The organism is Bradyrhizobium cajani, assembly GCF_009759665.1.
Lineage (GTDB): Bacteria > Pseudomonadota > Alphaproteobacteria > Rhizobiales > Xanthobacteraceae > Bradyrhizobium > Bradyrhizobium cajani.
In genome coordinates, this window is sequence record NZ_WQNE01000013.1 from 128065 (window position 1) to 151620 (window position 23556).

At 64.9% G+C, this 23556-nt stretch carries 22 protein-coding genes; 7 read left to right on the forward strand and 15 right to left on the reverse strand.

Annotated elements, in window-relative coordinates; translation table 11 throughout:
* Positions 1-41: 41 nt before the first annotated feature.
* The 5 genes from GPL20_RS17760 to GPL20_RS17780 all read right to left on the reverse strand — a co-directional run bounded on the left by GPL20_RS17760 (position 42) and on the right by GPL20_RS17780 (position 3821).
* Positions 42-473, reverse strand: a complete 432-nt coding sequence (locus GPL20_RS17760) for a GNAT family N-acetyltransferase (RefSeq protein ID WP_157330800.1) — start codon at positions 471-473, stop codon at positions 42-44.
* 13 nt (positions 474-486) lie between these two features.
* Positions 487-1419, reverse strand: a complete 933-nt coding sequence (locus GPL20_RS17765; protein WP_157330801.1) for a haloalkane dehalogenase — start codon at positions 1417-1419, stop codon at positions 487-489.
* A complete protein-coding gene (locus GPL20_RS17770) occupies positions 1416-2006 on the reverse strand; it encodes a TetR/AcrR family transcriptional regulator (RefSeq protein ID WP_167533079.1) in 591 nt (196 codons plus the stop codon). Before GPL20_RS17770 ends, GPL20_RS17765 begins: the two co-directional genes overlap by 4 nt.
* A gap of 121 nt (positions 2007-2127) precedes the next feature.
* Complete coding sequence (locus GPL20_RS17775) at positions 2128-2424, reverse strand: hypothetical protein (RefSeq protein ID WP_157330803.1); 297 nt, start codon at positions 2422-2424, stop codon at positions 2128-2130.
* Between the two features lie 2 nt (positions 2425-2426).
* Positions 2427-3821: an OmpA family protein gene (locus tag GPL20_RS17780; protein ID WP_157330804.1), complete on the reverse strand. Its 1395-nt coding sequence runs from the start codon at positions 3819-3821 to the stop codon at positions 2427-2429.
* A gap of 166 nt (positions 3822-3987) precedes the next feature.
* On the opposite strand from GPL20_RS17780, the gene GPL20_RS17785 reads away from it, so the two are divergent.
* Together GPL20_RS17785 and GPL20_RS17790 are read left to right on the forward strand one after the other, a co-directional pair.
* Positions 3988-5046 (forward strand): polysaccharide deacetylase family protein, encoded by a 1059-nt coding sequence (locus GPL20_RS17785; RefSeq protein WP_157330805.1) that lies wholly within the window; start codon positions 3988-3990, stop codon positions 5044-5046.
* A gap of 238 nt (positions 5047-5284) precedes the next feature.
* Positions 5285-6097 (forward strand): SDR family oxidoreductase, encoded by an 813-nt coding sequence (locus GPL20_RS17790; protein ID WP_157330806.1) that lies wholly within the window; start codon positions 5285-5287, stop codon positions 6095-6097.
* Between the two features lie 78 nt (positions 6098-6175).
* Here the strand turns inward: GPL20_RS17790 and boxB are convergent, their stop codons facing one another.
* From boxB to GPL20_RS17815, 5 genes are all read right to left on the reverse strand, one after another.
* Positions 6176-7627 carry a benzoyl-CoA 2,3-epoxidase subunit BoxB gene (boxB, locus tag GPL20_RS17795; RefSeq protein WP_145642220.1) on the reverse strand — a complete coding sequence of 484 codons (1452 nt, stop codon included), beginning with the start codon at positions 7625-7627 and terminating at the stop codon, positions 6176-6178.
* Between the two features lie 101 nt (positions 7628-7728).
* Entirely contained in the window at positions 7729-9417 is a 1689-nt protein-coding gene (boxC, locus tag GPL20_RS17800) for a 2,3-epoxybenzoyl-CoA dihydrolase (protein ID WP_157330807.1), read from the reverse strand.
* A 107-nt stretch (positions 9418-9524) separates the two neighbouring features.
* Positions 9525-10061: a DUF309 domain-containing protein gene (locus GPL20_RS17805; RefSeq protein WP_157330808.1), complete on the reverse strand. Its 537-nt coding sequence runs from the start codon at positions 10059-10061 to the stop codon at positions 9525-9527.
* A 21-nt stretch (positions 10062-10082) separates the two neighbouring features.
* Positions 10083-10901 (reverse strand): alpha/beta fold hydrolase, encoded by an 819-nt coding sequence (locus GPL20_RS17810; RefSeq protein ID WP_157330809.1) that lies wholly within the window; start codon positions 10899-10901, stop codon positions 10083-10085.
* 125 nt (positions 10902-11026) lie between these two features.
* Complete coding sequence (locus tag GPL20_RS17815) at positions 11027-12568, reverse strand: benzoate-CoA ligase family protein (RefSeq protein WP_254125731.1); 1542 nt, start codon at positions 12566-12568, stop codon at positions 11027-11029.
* 127 nt (positions 12569-12695) lie between these two features.
* Here GPL20_RS17815 and GPL20_RS17820 point away from each other — a divergent pair, with 127 nt between their 5' ends.
* Together GPL20_RS17820 and GPL20_RS17825 are read left to right on the forward strand one after the other, a co-directional pair.
* A complete protein-coding gene (locus tag GPL20_RS17820; protein WP_256557436.1) occupies positions 12696-13613 on the forward strand; it encodes a helix-turn-helix transcriptional regulator in 918 nt (305 codons plus the stop codon).
* A gap of 2 nt (positions 13614-13615) precedes the next feature.
* Positions 13616-14008 (forward strand): group II truncated hemoglobin, encoded by a 393-nt coding sequence (locus tag GPL20_RS17825; protein ID WP_157330811.1) that lies wholly within the window; start codon positions 13616-13618, stop codon positions 14006-14008.
* Between the two features lie 107 nt (positions 14009-14115).
* Here the strand turns inward: GPL20_RS17825 and GPL20_RS17830 are convergent, their stop codons facing one another.
* Together GPL20_RS17830 and GPL20_RS17835 are read right to left on the reverse strand one after the other, a co-directional pair.
* Positions 14116-14448 carry a PRC-barrel domain-containing protein gene (locus tag GPL20_RS17830; protein WP_157330812.1) on the reverse strand — a complete coding sequence of 111 codons (333 nt, stop codon included), beginning with the start codon at positions 14446-14448 and terminating at the stop codon, positions 14116-14118.
* Between the two features lie 102 nt (positions 14449-14550).
* The gene (locus GPL20_RS17835) at positions 14551-15336 is read right to left on the reverse strand and encodes an IclR family transcriptional regulator domain-containing protein (RefSeq protein ID WP_157330813.1); all 786 of its coding nucleotides are present in this window, start codon (positions 15334-15336) and stop codon (positions 14551-14553) included.
* Between the two features lie 112 nt (positions 15337-15448).
* On the opposite strand from GPL20_RS17835, the gene GPL20_RS17840 reads away from it, so the two are divergent.
* The gene (locus tag GPL20_RS17840) at positions 15449-16807 is read left to right on the forward strand and encodes an aromatic ring-hydroxylating dioxygenase subunit alpha (protein ID WP_157330814.1); all 1359 of its coding nucleotides are present in this window, start codon (positions 15449-15451) and stop codon (positions 16805-16807) included.
* A 111-nt stretch (positions 16808-16918) separates the two neighbouring features.
* The gene (locus GPL20_RS17845; protein ID WP_254125729.1) at positions 16919-18355 is read left to right on the forward strand and encodes a glutamine synthetase family protein; all 1437 of its coding nucleotides are present in this window, start codon (positions 16919-16921) and stop codon (positions 18353-18355) included.
* Positions 18356-18376: 21 nt separating this feature from the next.
* On the opposite strand, the gene GPL20_RS17850 is transcribed toward GPL20_RS17845, so the two are convergent.
* Both GPL20_RS17850 and GPL20_RS17855 read right to left on the reverse strand, forming a co-directional pair.
* Positions 18377-19705 (reverse strand): lipase family protein, encoded by a 1329-nt coding sequence (locus GPL20_RS17850; RefSeq protein ID WP_157330815.1) that lies wholly within the window; start codon positions 19703-19705, stop codon positions 18377-18379.
* Positions 19706-19812: 107 nt separating this feature from the next.
* Positions 19813-20427, reverse strand: coding sequence for a hypothetical protein (locus GPL20_RS17855; protein WP_157330816.1), 615 nt, complete (start codon positions 20425-20427; stop codon positions 19813-19815).
* 389 nt (positions 20428-20816) lie between these two features.
* On the opposite strand from GPL20_RS17855, the gene GPL20_RS17860 reads away from it, so the two are divergent.
* Positions 20817-21149 carry a hypothetical protein gene (locus tag GPL20_RS17860; RefSeq protein ID WP_157330817.1) on the forward strand — a complete coding sequence of 111 codons (333 nt, stop codon included), beginning with the start codon at positions 20817-20819 and terminating at the stop codon, positions 21147-21149.
* Positions 21150-21195: 46 nt separating this feature from the next.
* On the opposite strand, the gene GPL20_RS17865 is transcribed toward GPL20_RS17860, so the two are convergent.
* Positions 21196-23490 (reverse strand): TonB-dependent siderophore receptor, encoded by a 2295-nt coding sequence (locus tag GPL20_RS17865; protein ID WP_246250645.1) that lies wholly within the window; start codon positions 23488-23490, stop codon positions 21196-21198.
* Between the last annotated feature and the right edge of the window lie 66 nt (positions 23491-23556).

The following is a 23556-nucleotide window of genomic DNA, read 5'->3' on the forward strand; positions in this document are numbered from 1 at the left end:
CGGATTTCTGATGTGCCGAAAGGACACGGCACGCGGATGCTTCAGGGCGCGGTCAAATAGCCGCGGCTGTAGGCACCGGCCTGGTCGTCGAAAATCGCCATGGCCGTCGTCATCCGGCGGAAGCCGAGACGCTCGTAGAAGCCCTCCTTGCCGGGCACGGCATAGAGAATGATCTTGCGGTGGCCGCGGCAGTGCGCCAGCAGCCTGCCGATGATTTCGCGGCCAAGGCCCCGCCCCTGGCAGTCCGGGTGCACCGCGACATCACAGAGATAGGCGCAGTCGCGGCCGTCGGCCAACGCGCGCCCGGCACCGACGAGGCGGCCGGCGTCATGGGCGAAGGCGCGAAACATGCTGTTGCCGAATACCAGCGCGAGATCGGCCGGCGCCTTGTTGCCGAGCGGTGCGATGCGGTAGAGCGCGGAAAGCTCGTCCCAGTCGACGTCTGCGAGACTGTCGGTCCAGACAATCGTCATCGGCGGGCCTCGCTCAGGCCGCAAGCTGCGGGCGCATCGCCTCGATGCCCGCGATCCATCCGGCGACGGATCGGCCGATCGCCTCGGGGTGATCTTCCTGGAGGAAGTGGAGTCCCGATCCGAGACGGACCAGTGCGCAGTGCCTCAGCGAGGCAGCGAACCGCTCGGCGAATTCGGGGGACACGAGCGCGCCCGGCTCGCCGGTGAACAGCAGCTTGGGATAGGACGATGCCCCGAGCGCCGCATGGGCGGCCTCGAGCGCCTCGTAGACATCGGCGGGCTCGCCGGCGATCGGCAACTCGCGGGGAAAGGCCAGAACGGGGCGCCGGCTCTCGGGCGTCGGGAACGGCGCGCGATAGGGTGCCATCTCTTCGTCGCTCAGCTTGCGCACGATGCCGCCGGGAAGCACGCGTTCGACGAACGCATTCGCCTCGAGGATCATGGCCTCGCCCTCGCCCGCCGTCCTGAATTTGCGGAATACCGCCCTCGCCGCCTCGGCGTGATCCTGCTCCTCCGCGACCTCGGTGTGATGAAAATCCTGCCAGGTGGGCATCGGCCGGATGAACTCCATGAAGGCAAGCCCCTTCACGAAGTCCGGACGGCGCGCGGCGAGATGAAACGCCAGCGCCGTGCCCCAGTCCTGCGCGACGAGATAGGCCGAGGAGATGCCGAGCTGGTCGATCAACGCATCGAGATGGCGGACGTGATCGAAGAAGCGGTAGGCGATGCCGGGCTTGCCGGATCGGCCGAAGCCGATCAGATCGGGCGCAATGCAATGCGCGACCGGCGACACCAGCGGCAGGATGTTGCGCCAGATGTGCGACGAGGTGGGATTGCCGTGCAGGAACAGTGCGACTGGCGCGTCCTGCGCGCCGGTCCGGCGCCAGGCCATGGTCGTTCCCAGGACGGACGTGCTGCGGCTCTCGATCTCGGCTTGCTGGCTCATGTCGGCTCCTTGAACACGGTTTGGAAGGCGATGGTCTTGAAACGTTCGAGCGCGCTGGGATTGCGATCGACCTTCATGCGCAGGATCGCGCCCTGCCAGGACGCGAGCAGGAAGTCGGCAAGCTCCTCGGACGCGAAATCGGCGGCGACCTCGCCGCGGGTCTGCGCCTCGGCGATGCAGGCCGCGAACGGCAGGCGCCATTCGGCAAAGATCTCGGCGAGGCGCGTGCGCAGCAGCTCGCTGCTGCCAGCCGCCTCCAGGCTGAGATCGCCGATCAGGCAGCCGCGGCCGTAACCGTCAGCCTGAAGCCGGCCGGTGATGATGTCGAGGTAACGCCGCAGCCGCGCACGCGGCGTCAGCGAATTGTCCTCGAGCGCCTCCGCGACCAATCCCCTTGTGACGTCGAAGTAGCGGTCGAGCACCTCGTAGGCGAACGCCTCCTTCGAGCGGAAATGGTTAGTGAAGGACCCCTGCGGCGCGCCCGCGGCGGCGGTGACGTCGCGCACGCTGGTGCCGTGATAGCCGGTGCGAAACATGACCTTCAGGCCGGCGTCGAGGATCGCGTCTTTGAGCGAGGGCTTTGGCATGCGCGCAATAATACGTACGTACGTATTATTGTCAAGCGCGCCTTGTCCTCTGGCAATCCGGCTGCCGATCAAGCTCTTGTCGCGATGTCGAGGAACGCCCTCCTCGGGGCAATCCGATGCCTCAAGCCGGCGGCATGCTCCGCGCGACCACCCGGTCGCGCAGCCAGGCGCCGATGGTGCAGCCGACGAGGTAGCAGGCGAACATGATCAGGCCGAGGTCGAGCCAGTAGCCGAAACGGCCGGGAACCACATGTGCGAACGAGGCCGCGACCAGACCCGCGACGAGCGCGGCGAGCCACCGCGCGGTTACCTTCGAGGTGCCGTTGCCGCGCTGGACCACCGAGATCCAGCCCATGCAAAAGCCCAGCAGCAGCGAGCCGATCAGCCAACCCAGATGGAACGAGACGAGATAGGGCATCGTCACCTCACCAGAAATTCGATGCGGCGGTTCTGCGCCTTGCCGTCGTCGGTGTCGTTGCCGGCGACGGGCTGCGTGCTGCCATAGCCCACCGCCGTGAAGCGGCTGGCGGGCAGGCCGGCCTTGACCAGATAGTCGATCACCGCCTGCGCGCGCTTCTCCGAGAGCGCCTGGTTGGACGAGTCCTCGCCGTCAGCATCGGTGTGCCCGGCAATTTCGATATTGGTCGAGGGGCACCGCAACGCCGTTTCGATCAGATGATCGAGAATACCCGCGGAGTCCGGATCGATGTCGGCGCGCTTCGCCGCAAAGCGGATCTTGCCCTTGGTCAGAAGCTCGGAGAACAATTGCTGGCACACGGTGCCGTCGACAGGGCCTGCCGCGGGTTTCACCGTGATCTCCGGCTTGTATTGCCAGTTCTTTGGAAAGTCCTTGCCGAGCCCTGCGCGGATGTCGTTGGCGGCACCTTCGTACAGCGCATCGCCCGACAGCTTCACCTCGCGGTCGGAGACGACGAGCGTTCCGGTCGACAACCGCGACAGCGCGCCGAGGGCTGCGACCACGGCGGCGTTGAAGGAGCCGGGGGCACCGATGCTGGCCTTGAGATTGTCGACGACCTTCTCGCCGAAGAATTTTCGCGACGCGCTGGTGGCGATGGTGGAATGGACATTGCTGTCGGGAACATAGCCGGTCAGCGTCACGGTCGCGGCGACCGGATCCTTGTAGGCCTGGAAGATGTAGGGCGGCGCCTTGACGTCGTTGGCGGCGACGGAAAAGCCCTCGGGCAGGTTCTTCAGCGCGGCCACGATCGCTTCGCGGCCGCCGAGCTCACGCGCCATGCCCGACAGACTGACCTTGGTGTCCGTGATCGTGATCTTGCCGTCCTTGAGCTTGCCGATCTGGTCGAGCAGCAGCATCGCGGCCGCCTCGAACCGTGGCGGCGCACCGCGTGCCAGGGTCATCTGATCGGCGACCTCGACCCCATTGACTTCCTTGCGTGCCGCCTCGGTCAGCCGTGCCTTCATCGAAGGCAACGGCGCCGAGCCCGACAAGGTGACCCGCACCACGTCACGTTCGGCATTCCAGACGAAGGGTTGGGCGTCGGCAACGAGGCGGGTCCGATCGTCGACCAGGCGCACGCCGGGGACGGTCTCGACCGCCATCACCGCGTCCCGGCGCCCCTCCTCGGAGAAGGCATCCGCGGCCAGGCGGACGTCGCGGCCCTCGACCGCGATCCGGGTCTTGTCCAGGACGGTGTCCTTGAGGGCAGCCGAGCTGCGGGCGGAAAGGTCCGCCTCGACCGGCAAGGTATTATTCCAGGCCGCAAATCCCCACATGACGGCCAGGGGGATCAGCCCCGGCCACCATTTGCTGGCCCACCTGAAAAGCTTCTGCATTCGACGACCCGAACTCTGGAACCGGAGACAAAACAAACCCTTGGCAGGCTGTCAAACCGGAAATGGCGCCCTTCCGAAGGCGCTCCGTGGACAATTGGAATAACTTTTTCTTCAAGGGTCCCACCCTAAGTTGAGGGCGGAATGCCCGGGGGTCCGCCAGCCTGCAATGAAACAACTCCGTAACAACGTCATTCGCGCTGGGCTGGGCGCGCTCTATTTCACTGGAGCACACCATTTGCTGCGCCCGCTATTGTCGGGCGTCGGCGCCATTTTCATGCTGCATCACGTCCGGCCGGCGCGCGAGGCCGCGTTCCAACCGAACCGGCATCTCGAAGTCACCCCCGATTTCCTGCACGCGACGCTGAGCCATTTGCGCTCGCGCGACATCGACATCGTCAGCATGGACGAATTGCATGAGCGGCTCGTGCAGGGCCGGTTCGCCCGCCGCTTCGCCGCCTTTACGCTCGACGACGGCTATCGCGACAATCTGGAATTTGCGCTGCCGGTGCTGCGCGAATTTGACGCGCCTCTGGCCGTCTACGTCGCCAGCGATTTCGCCGAGGGTATCGGACGCCTGTGGTGGACCGCGCTGGAAGCCGTGGTCGCCAAGGCGGAGCAGGTCGACGTGCAGATCGGCAATGCCGCGCTGCGGCTCGATGCGACGACGCCCGCAGCCAAGCAGGCGGCGTTCGACCGCCTGCACGACTGGCTGCGCACGCTGCCGGGCGAGCACGACCTCAAGCGCGAGATCGAAGCGCTCTGCGCCCAATATGACGTCGACATCGCCGCACTGTGCCGCGGCCTCTGCCTGTCCTGGGATGAGGTGAGGCGGCTGGCCGCCGATCCGCTGGTCACGATCGGCGCGCACTCCATCAGCCATTGCAATCTCGCCAAGCAGAGCGAGGCGATCGCCGCGCAGGAAATGGCGGTGAGCCGCGCGCGGATCGAGCAGGCGCTGGGGCGCACGGTGCAGCACTTTGCCTATCCCTATGGCGATCGCGAGGCGGCAGGCGAGCGCGAATTCGCGCTGGCTGCGTCTGCCGGCTTCAAGACCGCCGTGACGACGCGGCCCGGCATGCTGTTCGCCGAGAACGCCGTCCACATGACCGCGCTGCCGCGCGTCTCGCTCAATGGCAACTATCAGGACACGCGTATCCTGCCGGTGCTGACCTCGGGCGCTGCGACCGCGATGTGGAACGGCTTTCGCCGGATCGCGGCGGCTTAGGCCGCATTCTCAGCTGTCGTCCCCGCGAACGCGGGGACCCATACCGCGGAATCTATCGATCGGTATCGGTAGACGTACCGAACGACGAGTCTTCGTCAAACTTCTTCCTGTGGTTATGGGTCCCCGCCTTCGCGGGGACGACACCGAGTGGGTTGGACCGCTGGCGCGCCACACTTGGCGCATTCCTTGACTCGCCACCCCTCCCCGCCCACAACGAACGCCAACCAAGGGAGGCACCATGTTCAACGATCTGTTTTCGCTCAAGGGCCGCGTTGCGCTCGTGACCGGCGGCTCGCGCGGCATCGGCAAGATGATTGCGGCGGGATTTTTGAGCGCTGGCGCGGCGAAGGTCTACATCACCGCGCGCAAGGCGGGGCCGTGCGAGGCCACCGCGAGCGAGCTCACCGCGCAATATGACGGCGAATGCATCGCGCTGCCGATCGACATCTCGACGGTTGCCGGCGCTGAGCTGCTCGCAACCGAGTTCACGAAGCGCGAGCCGAAGCTCGACATCCTCGTCAACAATGCGGGCGCGGCCTGGGGCGCGGAGTTCGACGAATTTCCGGAGAGCGGCTGGGACAAGGTGATGAATCTGAATGTGAAGGCGCCGTTCTTCCTGACCAAGGCGCTCGCCGCGCCGCTGCGCGCGGCCGCAAGCGCGGAGCGGCCGGCGAAGGTGATCAACATCGCCTCGATCGACGGCATCTTCGTCAATCCGATGGAGACCTATTCCTATGCCGCCAGCAAGGCCGGGCTGATCCATCTGACGCGCCGCATGGCGGTGAAGCTGATCTCCGACCATGTCGTGGTCACCGCGATCGCGCCGGGCCCGTTCCAGTCCGACATGAACCGCGCTGCGCGCGACCATGGCGACGAGGTCGCAACCCGCGTGCCGGCGGGCCGCATCGGCACCGACGAGGACATGGCGGGCGCCGCGATCTACCTGGCCTCGCGCGCCGGGGATTACGTGGTGGGCGCGACCATCGCGGTCGATGGCGGCATCGTCTACGCGAACCCGGGGATCAAGGGGAGCGGGTGGGATAGCGAGTAGGGCGAATAGCGAGTAGCCAATGGCGAAAAGTGCTTCTTGCTCTATTCGCTACTCGCCATTCACTACTCGCCAATTCCTTTACGACTCGATCTTCACGTACTCGAAATCGCCGGGCTTGTTGTCGATGCCGACCTTCGGCGGCGAGATCCAGGAGGCGAACTTGCCGGTTTCGGTGACGGGCTGCATCAGGGAGGTGATGAAGTCGCCGTCGCTCGTCGACGGCAGCCACTCGTCCTTGCGCTTGGCCCAGGTGGCCTCGTCGATCAGGATGCCGTCGGGCGTGGCATGGATATCCTTGAACTCGCCGATGTGACGGTGGAAGGCGACGTTGGGCAGCGTCAGCTTGAAGTCGTAGCCGGCGGTCGAGATCACCTTGTTCCAGCGCAGCATGCCCTTGACGCAGTCCTGGCTGTAATCGTCGCGCAGGCGCATGTTGAGCGCGGTCAGTGCCGGCTCGTCCACCAGCTTGATCTCGCCGTTGATGAACTTCAGCACCGGATAGGTGGCGTTCTTGAGCTGATGATCGTCCTCGATCTGGGTCTCGTGATAGCGGCCCTTGATGCCGGCGTTGAAGGCGTTGGCCGCGTTGGTCGAGACCTCCGAGCCGAAAAGATCGAGCGACAGCGTGTAGTGCAGGTTCAGCTTCTTCTGGATGGTCGGCAGGTCGATCACGCCGAGCGCGCGAACCTTGGCGATGTCGGTCGGATCGGTGATGCCGGCCTCGCGCATCGCATCGCAGGTGCGCTGCACGACGCGGGTGATGCCGGTCTCGCCGACGAACATGTGGTGCGCTTCCTCCGTCAGCATGAAGCGGCAGGTGCGCGACAAGGGATCGAAGCCCGACTGCGCGAGGCTGTGCAGCTGCATCTTGCCGTCGCGGTCGGTGAAGTAGGTGAACATGAAGAACGACAGCCAGTCCGGCGTCGCTTCGTTGAAGGCACCGAGCATGCGCGGGGCGTCCGCATCGCCGGAGCGGCGGCGCAAGAGATCATCGGCTTCCTCGCGGCCGTCGCGACCGAAGTATTTCTGGAGCAGATAGACCATTGCCCAGAGATGGCGGCCTTCCTCGACATTGACCTGGAACAGGTTGCGCATGTCGTAGAGCGAGGGCGCGGTCTTACCGAGATGGCGCTGCTGCTCGACCGAGGCGGGCTCGGTGTCGCCCTGGATCACGATCAGGCGGCGCAGCATGGCGCGATGTTCGCCCGGGACTTCCTGCCAGGCCGGCTCGCCATAATGCTCGCCAAACGGCACGACGCGATTTTCTTCCTGCGGCGCCAGCAGGATGCCCCAGCGATATTCGGGCATGCGGACGTAGTCGAACTTGGCCCAGCCGCGCGGATCGACGGAGTAAGCGGTGCGCAGATAGACCAGCGACTCCTGGAAACCCTCCGGCCCCATGTCGCTCCACCAGTCCATGTAGCCGGGATGCCAGCCCTCCAGCGCCTTCAGCACCTGGCGGTCTTCGGCGAGATTCACGTTGTTCGGAATCTTGGTCGAGTAGTCGACGTTCATGATGTTCATGTTCATGGTGGATCTCCCATGGGGGACTGACTCGTTTGAAGGGGCGAATAGCGAATGGCGAGTAGCGAATGGAATTCCCCTATTCGCTATTCGCCACTCCCTACTCGCTAGACTCGCGTCATATCGAATTTCGGCTTCTGCCCGCTGCCGTAGCGGCGCAGCGCGCCTTCCTCGCCGACCGCGTTCGGGCGCTGGAAGATCCAGTTCTGCCAGGCGGTGAGGCGCGCGAAGATTTTTGATTCCATCGTCTCGGGACCGACGAAGCGCAGGCTCGCCTCCATGCCGGTGAGGCTGTCCGGCGAGAAGCTGGCGCGTTCCTCGAGGAAGACGCGGACCTCGTCGTCCCAGTCGATGTCGTCGAGCGCGAAGGTGACGAGGCCGAGCTCCTCGGCCTGCTCGGCATCGAGCGCGGTGCCCAGCGTGGCTTCCGCGCGCTCCACGTCGGACGGATCGGCCTGGAAGCGCGATTCCAGCCGTGTCAGGCCATGGCTCATCGGATAGGGGCCGAAATTCATCGCCGACAACTCGATCGACGGCGGCGGACGGTTGTCGCCCTGGCGCGTGCCGATCAGCATGTAGGAGCGGTCGGCGGCGAAGACGAGCTCGGCGAGCGTGCCGGCAAAGCAGGAGCCCGGCTCGACCAGCGTCACCAGTGTGCGCGAGGTGACGTCGATGCGCTTGAGGACACGCTTCCAGTAGTGCCTGATCTCGTTGACCAGCCAGTGCGCCTTGTTGGCTTCGAGGAAGGCGTCGCTGGCGAGCACATGGGCGCGGTCGCCATGGCTCTTGAACACCAGCATCGCGATCTCGAGCTCATTGATGCGCAGATGCAGGATGGCATCGTCGATCTCGCGCGCGACCTGGAGCGGCCAGAATGTGGCGCCCTGCGCGATCATGCCGTCAATGTCCGCGGGCGGCGCGGCCTCCGGCGCCTTGATCGAGATGGTGGCGATGCGCGCGGTGCGATCGATATCGACCGTGACGAAGCCGTAGCGGATGCTGGTCTCGTCGATGACGCGCTTGAGCTGTGTCAGCGCGATGCCCTTGCCGCTGCCCTTGCGCTTCGAGGCGGCTGCGAACTCCTTGGCGCGCTCGGCGATCTTGCCTTCCAGCTTCGAGTTCGGCGCGATCTCGTCGACGAGGCGCCACTGCACGGCGCGCTTGCCCTTCACGCCTTCCTCGATCGTGCAGAAGAAATCGGCGTGGTCGCGGCGCACTTTTCGCTTGTCGACGACGCGCGTCAACCCGCCGGTGCCGGGCAACACCGCGAGCAGCGGCACCTCGGGCAAGGCCACGGCGGACGAGCCGTCATCGGCGAGGATGATGTGATCGGTCGCGAGCGCGAGCTCGTAGCCGCCCCCGGCGGCCGAGCCGTTGACTACGGTGATGAAGCGCTGGCCGGAATTCTCCGAGGAGTCCTCCATGCCGTTGCGGGTCTCGTTGGTGAACTTGCAGAAATTGACCTTGTGAGCATGGGTCGAGCCCGCGAGCATGCGGATGTTGGCACCGGCGCAGAACACGCGGTTCTTGGCCGACCGCATCACCACGACCTTCACGTCCGGATGCTCGAAGCGCAGGCGCTGGATCGCATCCGCAAGCTCGATGTCGACGCCGAGATCGTAGGAATTGAGCTTGAGCTGGTAGCCCTCGAACAGACCGCCATTCTCGTCGACGTCCATAGTCAGCGTCGCGACGTCACCGTCGACCGCGAGCTTCCAGTGCCGGTAGCGGGACGGTTCGGTCTGGAAATCGATGAATGTCGCGCCACCTGCGAGGCGCCGATCTTCCCCGGCCATGGGTCACCCCTAAGCTTGTTTATGCATTATCGCCGTAGCGTTAGATGCACAATAGTGCATCTTTTGGAATGCGTCTAGCCCTTAACCGTCGACGCATGCACTTTGTTTCATGCGGACGGCTGGGATCGCACGGTCGCCCCGAGGGCGATCCAATCCGCCTTGGAGAGCTGGGGACGGTCGAGCTTTGCCTGGAGCAGCGCCGTCAGGGCGGCGACCGGGAAGCTCTCGACAAGACCATCGCCGCCAACAACCACCTTGCGCGCGCTCAGCGCCCGCAGCTCGCCCAGCGCATCGCCGAACAGCCGCGCGGCCGAGTGCGAGCGCTGCATGCGCAGCCGCAGATTCGCGTTGGCGATGTGGATGCAGGCGCGCAGCAGAATGCGCTCGCGGCCGCCCTGCGGAGCGGCGGCCCACACCGCCTCCAGCACCTCCTGCGATTCCCAGAAATAGCCGCGATCGTTGAGCGCGAATCCGTAGCGCAGCGCCGGATGGCGCGCCGGGACATGGCCGCGAAAGGCCGAGGGTACCTGCGCCTTGGCCATGTCGAGCGTCTTGGAGTCGGCATCGACCGCGCCGGCCTCGCCCGGCACATAAGCCCATCGCGGCCACGGCAACGGCCCGCTCGCGTTCGAAGGCACACTCATTGAAGGTGTGCCTCCGCAACATCATGCGGCGCGTACCCCGAGTCCCTGATCGTCGCGCAGGGCCGCTTTTGCAAATTGCTCAATCGCGTCAAGCGTCGCCCCCGGCGCTTCACGATGCGGGGAATGGCCCGCGTCTGAAATAACCTTCAAATCTACCGGACAGTAGCACTCTTCCTGCGCAATTTCGACCTGGCGCAGCGTCCCATATTGGTCACCCTCGCCCTGCACGACCATGATGGGAACGCGGATATAGGCGAGATATTCGGAAATGTCCCAGTCGCGGAATTCCGGATCGAGCCAGGCGCCGTTCCAGCCGTAGAAGGCGTTGTCGACATCCTTGTGCCAGCGCGCGAGTTTTGTCTTCAGGTCCGTGGTCTCGAAGGCCGTCTTGATCGCGGCGATGGATGTCACCGAGATGTCCTCGACGATGAAATGCGGCGCGATCAGCACGAGGCCGCCGAGGCGATGATCCTGATGTGTGCCGGCATAGATCGTCGCGATCGAGGCGCCGTCGGAATGGCCGAGCAGGAGGCCGCGCTTGAAGCCGATCGCATCGAGGACCTTCGGCAGCACGTCCAGCGCCTCGCGCTGCATGTAGTCGAGCGGCCGCGGCAGCGCGACCTTGCTCGACTGCCCGTAGCCCGCGCGCGAATAGACGAAGACGCCGGCAGAGGTCGCCTCTCGAAGTCTTTCCGGAAAATCGCCCCACTGCCCGACCGAGCCGAGCCCTTCGTGCAGCATGACGATGGTGGGTGCGTCCGGGTTTGGCGGCGCGAGCCATTTGTATTCGAGCCGGGCGTCGCCGATGGTTAGGAATCCGGTGGGAGTGAGGTTGGTCATGCTGTGTTCCCGTTCATTCCGTCATTCCGGACAGCTCGCAGCGCGAGCTGATCCGGAATCTCGAGATTGTCTTTGCGGCTCGAGATTCCGGGTTCGCGCTTCGCGCGCCCCGGAATGACGAGCGACTAATTCGCCCCTTCCCGCAACTTGAACCGCTGAATCTTTCCCGTCGCCGTCTTCGGCAAGGAGTCCACCACGTCGATCCAGCGCGGATATTTCCAGGGGCCGATCTTCTGCTTGACGTGCTCCTTCAGCATCTCCTGCAAGTCCGTCGTTGTCGCTCCGGGGCGCAGCACGACGAAGGCTTTCGGCTTCAGCAAGCCTTCCGGATCGGCCTCGGGCACGACGGCGGCTTCGAGCACGGCGGGGTGGGTGATCAGCGCGCTCTCGACCTCGAACGGCGAGACCCAGATGCCGGAGACCTTGAACATGTCGTCGGCGCGGCCGCAGAAGGTGTAACGGCCCTCGGCGTCGCGGATATATTTGTCACCGGTGCGGGTCCACGGGCCCTCGAAGGTGCGGCGGCTCTTGTGGCGCTGGTTCCAGTAGCCCTCGCCGGCCGAGGGCGCATCGACCAGCAGCTCGCCGACCTCGCCGTCGGCGACGTCCTGACCGGCCTCGTTGACGAGCCGCACCGCATAGCCCGGCACCGGCTTGCCGGAGGAGCCGTATTTGATGTCGCCGGGCGCGTTCGACAGGAAGATGTGCAACAGCTCGGTCGAGCCGACGCCATCGAGAATGTCGACACCGAAGCGCGATTTCCAGCTGTTGCCGACGGATTCCGGGAGCGCCTCGCCGGCCGAAGTGCAGATGCGCAAGGACTTGCCGCCGCGCTCGCTCTTCATCGTCTCGTCGTTGAGCATCGCCGCGAACAGCGTCGGCACGCCGTAGAAGATCGACGGATTGTAGCGATTCATCAGGTCGAACATGCGCGCCGGCGTCGGGCGCTCGCTGTTCAGCACGACGGTGGCGCCGACCGACATCGGGAAGGTCAGTGCATTGCCGAGACCATAGGCGAAGAACAGCTTTGCCGCGGAGAGGCAGACGTCGTTCTCGCGAATGCCGAGCACCTGCTTCGCATAAGTGTCGGCGGTCGCCTGCAAGTTCGAATGCAGATGACGCACACCCTTGGGCATGCCGGTCGAGCCCGACGAATAGAGCCAGAACGCCGGCTCGTCGGGATGCGTCGCGGCGTTGGTGAACTGCTCGCTCTCGCCGGCGATCTCTTCGGCGAGTTGCTTGTGGCCATTCTGCTTGGCACCGGACACCACGACATGCTCGAGATCGGGCATGCGGCCGACGACGTCCTTGATGACGGGATAGAGCGCCTCGGACACGAACAGCACGCGCGCGCGGCAGTCGGCGAGGATGTAGGCGTACTGGTCCGCGGTCAGCAGCGTGTTGAGCGGCACCGGCACGATGCCGGCGCGGATCGCGCCGAGGAATACGATCGGGAAGTCGACCGTATCCAGCATGATCATCGCCACGCGCTCCTCGCGGCGGACGCCGAGTCGGCGCAGCATGTTGGCGGCGCGCCGCGTCTCGCGCTGGAGCTCGCCATAGGTGAGCCGCGAGACGGTGTCGTTGAAGACGAGCTTGTTGCCGCGCCCCTCCTCAACGTTACGGTCGAGCAGCCAGGTCACCGCGTTGTAGGATCCCTCGCTCACGGACGTCTCCCCAGAATTTAGAATTATAATTCATAGAAAGACACTGCGGCGGCTTGCTGTCAATGCCATCAGGCACTATGTTTCATTAAAACGCGCCGCAGGGCATTAGCTAAAGAAGGCCCATGATCTGCAGTCCATGACCGACAGTCCCGACGCCGAATCCCGATTTCTCGAACAACTCGGCCAGCGCGTGCGCACCATGCGCGCGCTGCGCGGCATGTCGCGCAAGGTGCTCGCCAAGGTATCAGGAATTTCGGAGCGCTACATCGCGCAGCTCGAGAGCGGCAAGGGCAATGTCTCCATCGTGCTGCTGCGCCGCGTCTCCGACGCGATGGGCGCGCATCTCGAAGATCTGCTCCCCTCGCCGGACCCGACGCCGGACTGGCAGATGTTTCGCGATCTCTTGCGCAAGGCCACACCAGCGCAAATCGCGCAGGCAAAAGATCTGCTCGCCGGCGGCAGCGCCTCCGCGCCGCGGCGTGCGCCATTCTGCGGCATCGCGCTGATCGGCCTGCGCGGCGCCGGCAAATCCACGCTCGGCCGCATGCTGGCCAAGAAGGTCGGCTGGAGTTTCGTCGAGCTCAACAAGGAGGTCGAGCAGCAGAACGGGCTCTCGGTCGCCGAGATCATCGCGCTCTACGGCCAGGAAGGCTTTCGCCGCATGGAGCAGGCGGCGCTGCAACAGCTGCTCGCCCGCAACGAGCTGATGGTGCTGGCGACCGGCGGCGGCATCGTCTCGGAGCCTTTGACCTTCGACCAGATCCTGTCGTCGTTCTACACGATCTGGCTGAAGGCCGAGCCGGAAGAGCACATGGCCCGTGTCCGCCGTCAGGGCGATCTGCGCCCGATGGCCGATGACCGCTCCGCTATGGCGGAGCTGCGCAACATCCTGCTGAGCCGCGAGCCGCTGTATTCGCGCGCGACGGCGGTGGTGGATACGGCGGGCCTCAGCGTCGATGCCGCGGCCGCGCGTCTCATCGACGCGGTAAGGCCGGTGCTGCAGAACGAGGCTCGCAGCTTCGGGCTGCGCAGCGTGGCGCTGTAGCGATGACCGATAGCGACGTCGCAGTCTCCATATTCGAGCGGATCGGCGGCAGTGCCACGATCGATCGCCTCGTCGATCGCTTCTACGAGCGCATGGATACGCTGCCGGAGGCGAAGATCATCCGCGCCATGCATGCAGCCGACCTCGCGCAAATCGGGGACGTGCTGAAGCGCTATCTCACCGAATGGACCGGCGGCCCGCGACTCTACTCCGTCGAGAAGGGCCATCCGCGGCTGCGCCAGCGGCATATCGGCTTTGCCATCGGTGATGCCGAGCGCGACGCCTGGATGATTTGCATGCGCGGTGCGCTGGAGGAAACGGTGAGCAACGCCGCTGCGCGACAGGACCTCGATCGCGCGCTGTCCGGCCTCGCCGACTGGATGCGCAACAGATAGTGGCCCGTAGCCCGGATGGAGCGTAGCGCAATCCGGGAAGGTCTCGCCTGCCGTGAGATCCCGGATTTCGCTGCGCTCCATCCGGGCTACAAAGACTACCGCACGACTTAGATCGACCAGTAATGCGGATGCTGGTACGGCCGCGAGCGGTCGCCCCAGTCGAATTCATCGCCATCGGCTTCGCAGGGGCCGCTGCTCAATTGCTCCGGCGTCAGATCGACCTGGAAGGCCTGACGTCCCGGATCATATTTCAGCAAGCTCCACTGCACGGGATAATGGTGATGGGTGCCGAGCAGCCGTCCGGTCTTGATCACGGCGTAGGCGACCGTTCCGCTCACCTTGTCGAGCATCAATCGCTCGATCGTGCCGAGCTTGGTGCCGTCACGCCCGTAGACGGTGACGTGCTCGACGCGATCACTGGGGACCATGGTGTGTTGCATGGCGTGCTCCCTTGGTCTTGTTTGGAGCCGATTATAGGCCCGTAGCCCGGATGAGCGAAGCGACATCCGGGGTCTGCGACACTTTCCCTACCGGCAACACCGCTACAGCAATTGCGAACGCACCGCTTCCGCGCCCTCACGCAGCAGTGGCAGGAAGCGGTCGAGCAGCTCCCGAACCGGCACGCGGTCGACATGGGCGCCCATGTTGATGGCGGCGACGATCACGCCGTCGTAACGGCGGACGGGAACCGAGATCGAGCGGAAATGCGGCTCCGCCTCGCGATCGACCAGCGAATAGCCCTGCGCGCGATCGGCCGTGATGCGCGCGGCCAGCGCCTTGGGATCGGTCATCGTCTGCGGCGTCAGCGCGTCCCGCTTCATCGTCTTCAGGCGCGCAGCTAGTTCGGCATCGTCGAGCCGACCGAGCATGGCGCGGCCAACCGAGGTGCAGAAGGCGGGCAGGCGGTAGCCGATTTCCAGCCCGCCGGAAAACACGCGTGACGGTCCGCCGCGGGCGACGAACACGACGTCGTCGCCGTCAAGCACGGCGAGCGAGGAGATTTCCTGCGCTGCCGTCGCGACGCGGTCGAGCACGGGCTGAAGCACCGCGACGAGCTGGCTGGAGCGCAAATAGGACGCCGCCAGCGTCAGCACATGCGGCGTCAGCGTGAACAGCTTTCCGTCGCTGGCGACGAAGCCGCCGTGTTGCAGCGTGAACAGGATGCGCCGCGCCGTGGCGCGCGGAAGATCGGCGGCGCGGGCGAGATCGCTCAGCGTCATCGGGCCCGGCGTCGCGCCAAAACATTGCAGCAGCCGCAGGCCGCGGTCGAGGCTCTCGACGAAATCCGTCGCGCGCTCGTCGCTCTCGCTCCGTTTCAGCTTGGGCATGGTGACGGGACAATCCTGCAAAATAGTGCTTGCTGCCGACCCAAGGCATGTCATAATTCGCCCATTCGTTCAATAGGCGAACAAACGCCATTCCACAAAGGATGCACTCGCCATGATGAGCCAGGAGCAGAACGACCTGATCACCCGCACCGGTCCGAAGGACCCCTGCGGCAAGCTGATGCGAAGCTATTGGCAGCCGGCGGCGCTGGTGGATGAGCTGGCGGGCGCGCGGCCGATCCGTCCCGTCAAACTGCTCGGCGAGAACCTGGTGCTGTTCCGCGACGAGACTGGGCGCTACGGCCTGATCGACCGCCACTGCGCGCACCGCGGCGCCGACCTCGCCTTCGGCCGGCTCGAACATGGCGGGCTGCGCTGCGCCTTCCACGGCTGGCTGTTCGACGCCACCGGACAGTGCATCGAGACGCCGGCCGAGCCGAAGGACTCAAAGCTCTGCCAGAACATCCGCCAGCGCTCCTATCCCGTGGTCGAAAAGAGCGGCATCCTCTGGGCGTATCTTGGCGAGGGCGCCCCGCCGGCCTTTCCGGAGCTCGACTGCTTCGTGGCTCCGGGCACCCATACGTTCGCCTTCAAGGGCCACATGGCCTGTAACTGGCTGCAAGCGCTCGAAGTCGGCATCGATCCGGCACACGCCTCCTATCTGCATCGCTTCTTCGAGGACGAGGACACTTCCACGGCCTATGGCAAGCAGTTCCGCGGCGCCTCCGCAGGCTCGGATCTGCCGATGACGAAGATCCTGCGCGAATACGACCGCCCGATCATCAATGTCGAGCACACCGAATACGGCCTGCGGCTGATCGCGCTGCGTGAGATCGACGAGGAGCGCACGCATGTGCGCGTCACCAACCAGCTCTTCCCGCACGGCTTCGTCATCCCCATGAGCACGGAGATGACGATCACGCAGTGGCACGTGCCGGTCGACGACGAGAACTGCTACTGGTACGCGATCTTCACCAGCTACACGAACCCGGTCGACAGGCAGAAGATGCGCGACCAGCGGCTCGAGCTTTATGAGCTGCCGGACTACAAATCGCGCAAGAACAGCAGCAACGATTACGGCTTCGATCCGCACGAGCAGCAGACCGCGACCTATACCGGCATGGGCACCGACATCAACGTCCACGACCAGTGGGCGGTGGAATCGATGGGCGCGATCCAGGATCGGACCAAGGAGCACCTCGGCCAGAGCGACAAGGCGATCGTGCAGTACCGCCGCCTGCTGCGGCAGGAGATCGAGAAGGTCTCTGGCGGCGAGAAGCCGATGCTGTTCCTGGACGAGGCCAATGCGCGCTCGATCCAGGGACCGGCGACCATGGACGGCATCGGCCCGACGCGTGGCTGGGAAACCTATTGGATGGAAGTCGACGTCAAGCGCCGCCGCGGCGCACCCTGGACCGCGCCGGTGCCGAAGGACATCGCCGACAACGTGCACCGGCTGACGGCAGCGGAGTGATTTTGAGGCACCGTCGTTCCGGGCGATGCGATAGCATCGAACCCGGAACCTCGAGATTCCGGGTTCTCGCGTCGCGAGCCCCGGAATGACAGGGTAGCAAGGAGCAGCAAAGTGACTTTCGTCGCGCGTCATGCGTTGTGGTCGGATGAGCAGAAGGACGCGGCGGCGCGCATGCGGCGCATCGTCGAGGAAAGGAACCTCGAGGTCATCCGCCTCGCCTTCCCCGACCAGCACGGCATCCTGCGCGGCAAGACCATCATCGCCGCCGAAGCTCTCGCTTCGCTCGAAAGCGGCTGCTCCATCACCACCACCATGCTCGCCAAGGACACCTCCCACCGCACGGTGTTCCCGGTGTTCACGTCGGGCGGCGGCTTCGGCATGAAGGAGATGGAAGGCGCGGCCGACGTGCTGATGGTCGCCGATCCCACCACGTTCCGCGTGCTGCCATGGGCGCCGGCCACCGGCTGGGTGCTGTGCGATCTCCATTTCAACGACGGCCGGCCGGTGCCGTTCGCAACGCGCGGGCTCTATCGCAGGGTGCTCGACGAGCTTGCCGGCCGCGGCCATGACTTCGTGGCGGGACTAGAGGTCGAATTCCACATCTTCAGGCTCGACGACCCGCACATGCGCGCGGAAGACGCGGGACAGCCCGGTACGCCGCCGTCGGTGAGCCTGCTCAGCCACGGCTATCAATATCTCACCGAGCAACGCTTCGATCAGATGGAGCCGGTGCTGGAGATCCTGCGCCGTGACATCGTCGCGCTCGGACTGCCCTTGCGTTCGGTCGAGGTCGAGTTCGGGCCGAGCCAGTGCGAATTCACCTTCGCACCGAGGAAGGGGCTCGAGCCCGCCGACAACATGGTGCTGTTCCGCTCGGCCGTGAAGCAGATCGCGCGCCGGCACGGCTATCACGCCAGCTTCATGTGCCGGCCGAAACTGCCGAACGTGTTCGCGAGCGGCTGGCACCTGCACCAGTCGGTCGTCTCGCGTGCTACGGCTGAGAACCTGTTCATGGCGAAAGACGGCGGCGAGCCGCTCAGCGCGTTCGGCCGCGCCTATCTCGCCGGCCTGCTCGACCACGCCCGCGCCTCCACCGTGTTCACCACGCCGACCATCAACGGCTACAAGCGCTACCGCTCCTATTCGCTGGCGCCGGACCGCGCGATCTGGGGCCGCGACAATCGCGGCGTGATGATCCGCGTGCTCGGCAGCGCGGGCGACGCCTCAACGCGCCTCGAGAACCGCATCGGCGAGCCCGCCGCCAATCCCTATCTCTACATGGCCTCGCAGATCCTCTCGGGCCTCGACGGCGTCGACCGCAAGCTCGATCCCGGCCCGTCCGCGGACACGCCCTACGAGACCCAGGCGCCGCTGCTGCCGAAATCGCTGCGCGATGCCGTCAGCGCGCTGAAGGATGACCCGTTCTTCCGCGAGAAGTTCGGCGCCGAGTTCGTCGACTACTACACCCACATCAAGAACGCCGAGATCGACCGCTTCCTCGCCGAGGTGACCGACTGGGAACATCGCGAATATTTCGAGATGTTCTGAGAGCGGCGAGCGGCCCCGCGACTAGCGAGGCAGCGGCGTAGAGCCGAACGCGCTTCCAGTCGCCAGAGCAAAAGCGTTGGAGGCTACGCTCGTGGTCACGCCGGCTCTGGACTCGCCATTCTGCTTGTGCGAGCCGGACCGTGCGTTTCCGCCAAGCCGTGCGGGTTTGACCGGATAGGAGGCGACGAGCCGGCCCGCACGTCGGGCGTAGACCGGGCCAAGCCCTCCGAACCGCCGGTTTCCGTCGCGCGCGATCATCTCCTCGTCGGAATCCGGTCGATAGATAATGCCGCAATTGCCGACCTGCGTGGCCGGAGCGCGGTAACCCAGCGGATTGCCGTCATTGTATGTGAGATCGGCAAGGTTGGTCGCAAGCAACTCCATCCCGTGCAAGCCAACCGCCGAGCCTCGCGCCGCCTTGACCTCGACCGTCCGCACCTGCGGATTGCAGCGCGAGCTCGACCGCGGATATTCCTGAACGGCCGCGCGGGCATATGACAGGACTTCGCCGCTTTCATAGACACGATCGATGACGAGACCCTGGGCGTTCTCGGCCAGAAGCGCTTTGTTGACGAGGTGTGCACCAGTCACGGGAGACGGATCGAATGCAAGCACCTTGGCGATCCGAGGGCCCCGCGACTTGGTTGCGAGCGCGACAAACTGCGCCAGACCGGCGCCAAGGGAATGCCCCGTCGAAACGATCTGCGGCTTCCTGCCAGCCCGCCTGTAGCAATCCAGGCTTTGGATCTGCTTCATGATCGTATCGATATTGCGCTGCAATTGCTTGTAGTAGTCGTCGTAGGGCGAACCGAACCGGCTGAAATTCGAGAACCAGTCGCCGCCGGACAGGCCCATCGTGCCCCGAAAGGCAATGCTCACTTCGCTGCAGGCGCCGCGCGCAGCGGTACGGGTTCGCGCCCATACCTGGTAGGTCGGACCGCTGCCGAAATCCCAGCCGCGCTTCTCGTAGGCCGCCTTGCAGGCATCGGTCCACTCGATGCAATCCAGATAGGCATCGCTCCCGAATTGATATCGCCATGGCTTGAATATCTTGCGGGCGTGCCCTCTGAGGTCCTCCTGCGAGGCGGGGATCGCACTCTGCACGGCGTAATCGACTTCCCCGCCGAGGCCTGCGTCGCGCATGGCGTTCAGGGTGCCGACCGGATTGTAGGCCGTGGAGGCCTGGATGGCATACGGCAAGTAGTAGTCGGCATATCTGTAGACATAGGCTGCCAGGATGTCGGGATCAGTGCTGGAATTGGATTGAGCAACGGCAATCTGAACGGCGGAAAGCCAGAACGCGACCGCGCTCACGAGAATGATCGGCAATGCTGGAAAACGGAGCCGCATCGCAACATCTCCAAACATATAAATAACAATCTATGGATGCATGAGACCACACCCGCCCCTTCTTGACAATAACGAGGGACGGCCGGCGGAAGGTGTCGGCACTGACCTCAATGCAACGGACGGGGCGCCGCAGACCTCCTCGCGCGCAGCTCGATGGCTGTGGCGATGATCAGGTACAGGACGAAGATGCCGATCGCGATCGGAGCACCTTCGAGGATCCTCCAGCCCAGGCGAACCACCGCATGGGCGATGTCGCCCACGTCACCGCCATAGACGAGGCAATCGCCGACGCTGCCTTCGTTCGGGGAGCATTTGGGATTGACGAGATGGCTGATCGAGAGCATCGGGCCGAAATAGGGAACGAATGCGCAGGTCAGGCTGACGGCAAATGCCAGCAGCAATCGGCTCCATAGCCGACGCCATCCCAGCGTGATCAGCCAGCAGCACGATGCCAGCCAGATTGCTGCCAGCCCGTCACCGAAACGAGAGCCGACCAGGAAGGCCGCCTCCAGCGCGCGACGAATGATTTCGGCGGCGGACGGTCCGAAGGGACAGGCGGTGTCGCCGCTGGGACGGCATCCCAAAAGTCCGGCGAACAGGGAGGTCAGCAATATGACCAGTTCGGGGAGAAAAGGGACCGCAACGAGCGCCAACAATGCCACTCTCCAGCGCAGATGATGCGATTTCCCGTCCGATCCTGACATCATGCTGGCGCGGGTCATCCCCCAATGATCTTCCGCGAAAACTCCGATCCTACTACCTCTGATAACAATCACCTGCAATCGGCATCGTGGCGATCCGCATCACACACCTCCGTACCGCCCTCTCTCACACCCCCGTGAGGAGACTTCGTGCGGTCCGTTCCGACGAAACGCCGGCGCACGATCACGAAACCACTTTGCTCACGGCGCGAAAATCCCTTGAAAAACGGCGCCTCCATGATGAGGGCATGTGATCAACAGTGGAGTTCGATCATGTGGGGTCAATTGTTCAGCCTGATCTATCGCTTGTCCTGCCGGACCACCCTGATTGAAATCGGCACGCACCGGCTGGCGCGCTAGCGGCAGGTGCGATTTGGGTAAGCCAAATTGACCAGTCAACGGGAATGGCCATGCGCAAGCTGATCCTGATCGCCGCGGTGGCGCTGCTCGCAACCCAGGCCCATGCCGGCTCGCGGAGCCTGAGCCTTGCGGCGACCAACGCCAGCCAGCAGGCGACCGACCAACCGGCCGCACCAGCGGCCGGCGCCGCGGCGCAGCCGGCGGCAGCGGCACAGCCGGCGACGACGCAGACGGCAACCCTACCCCCCAACGGGACGACGCCGCCTGCGGCCACGACGGCTCCAGCCGCACCGGCCCAAGCCGCGGTCAAGCCGAAGCGCCGCACACCTTCGATCGAGACCCGCGTGGTCCGCGAGCTGGACCGCCACGGGATCTATTGGTGATTGGCGCGGACCGCCTGCTCGGCCAGCCCGCGCCTCGGGAAGACATTCACCAGCGATAGCCGAGCGTTGCAATGACGGTCAGCGGCGCGCCGCGATAGCAATATCCGACCTGGCACGTCGTGTAGTGCAGATTGAACAGGTTCTTGGCGTTGACCTGGAACTGAAGACCCTTCAGCTCCTTTGCCGCCTGGCCAAAATCATATTTCAGCGCCGCGTCGACCAGTGTCACCGAGCTGTTCTTGAAGGTGTTCGCATCGTCGCCGTAGCTCCAGGACATGTAACGCATGCCGCCACCGACGCTCAGTCCCGCGAACGGGCCGGCCAGCGGCAGGGCATAATTGCCCCAGAGCGTTGCGGTGTGCGGAGGATTGCCTGACGGAAACTTGCCGACCAGCGAGCTGTCTCCGGCCTGCTTGGTGACCATGTCGAGATAGGTGTACGACGAGGTGATGTCGAAACCGCCGCCGAGGCTCGCGAGCCCCTGCAATTCGAAACCGCGGCTTTGGATCTCGCCGCGCTGGACCGTGACGCCCGTCCCCGTCGTCACCAGGCCGCCGTCCTGGGTCAGGTCGAACACCGCCGCGGTGATGAAGCTCCTCGTCCCCGGCGGCTGATACTTCACGCCGATCTCGGTCTGCTTGCCGGTGGTCGGCTTGAAGAAGGCGCCCGAGGGATCGACGCCGAGATTGGGAAAGAACGACGTCGAATAGGCGACGTAGGGCGCCACGCCGGAATCGAACACATAGGTCAGACCGGCCCGCCCGCTATAGGCCTGATCGGACTGCTGCTGCCGGGTCAACGCGAACAGATCCTCACCGGTGGTGCGGACCCAGTCGCTGCGTCCGCTCAGCGTCAGGATCCAGTGATCGAGCCTGGCCTGGTCCTGAACATAGACGCCGGACTGGGTCTGGCGCTGCGCCGTCGAGGACGAGATCGTGGGATCGGGAATGGATTCGGGCGCGTAGACCGGCGCGGCCAGATTGAGATCGGAGACACCGAAGCCGAACCCCTGCTTGTCGGTGAACTTCGACGCGGTGTAGTCAGTGCCGACCAGGAGCGTGTGCTGCACCGGCCCGGTCGCCAGCTTGGCCTCCACCTGGTTGTCCATGATGGCCGATTGCAGCGTATCGTGGACATAGCCGGTATAGCGCGACACGACATTGCCCACGGGCGCGCCGAGAAAGCCGACATAGCGGGTGACCGCGTCGAGATCGACGTAGCGGAATTTCTGGCGGACGGTCACGGCGTTGTTGAACGCGTGCTCGAACAAATAGCCGACGCGGCCCTGCTCCTGATCGAGCGAATTGTAGGACGGACTGCCGGTGAAGATGTCCGTGGTGGTGCCGGTGCCCGATGAATAGGTGAACATTGAGCCCGGCGTCTTCGATTTCTGGTAGGCGCCGAGAAGCGTGAGGGTCGTCGACTGATCCGGCTTCCAGGTGACGGCGGGAGCGACGTAGACGCGATTGTCCTTGCCGCCGGGCACGAACACGTCCGCGTCGCGCACCACGCCGGTCAACCGATAGGAAAATTGACCGTTGGCGTCGACCGGCCCCGAAAGATCGAAATTGCCCTGAACGCGATCGCGGTCGCCGAACAGCGTCTGCACCTCGTGAAACGGCTGGCTGGTCGGCAGCTTGCTCTGGAGGTCGATCAATCCGCCGGGCGAGCCGAGGCCATAGAGTGCCGAGCTCGGCCCGCGGACCACGGCGATGCTGTCGACGCCATAGGGCTCGGTCTTGAACACGCCGAGACCGGCTCCGACGAGACGCAAGCCGTCGAGATAGATGCCGTTGTAGGTGATGTCGAAGCCGCGGATCGAGATGGCATCGAAGCGCGGATCGTAGCCGGAGGCATCGATGCGCACGCCCGGTTCATAGCCGACTGCCTCGGTCAGGGTCTGCACCGCGCGATCGTTGAGCTCCTTGCGCGTCACGACCGAGATCGACTGCGGCGTCTCGAGCAATGGCGTGTTGGTCTTCGTGCCCGCGGAACTGCCGCTCGCAACATAGCTGTTCTCGCTGGACGTGTTGCCGCTGGCGGCGCCGGGCTCGCGCAGGCCTGGGTTGCTGGCTTGCGTGGACCCGGAATTGCGCTGCGCCGCGACGCGGCCGCGCTGCGCCTGTGACGCGCGCTGAACGGACTGGGCGCGCGGACGCGCCTGGTTCGGTGCTTCCACCGTGACGGGAGGCAATGTCCCCGCCGTCGCCCCCGAACTGGTCCCGGCGACCTGTGCGGCGGACGGCGCCACGTGCAGCACCACTCCCAAGCCAGCCACGCCCAGGCCAGCCTTCATCATCCGTTCCCAGCCGAGCGTCTGCCCGTCGTTGCGCCTCATCATCTTCCCCGAGTTCCATGTTCGAACAGCCGGGGAGTAACCAAATCCGGACGCCTGCCGCCTTTGCGC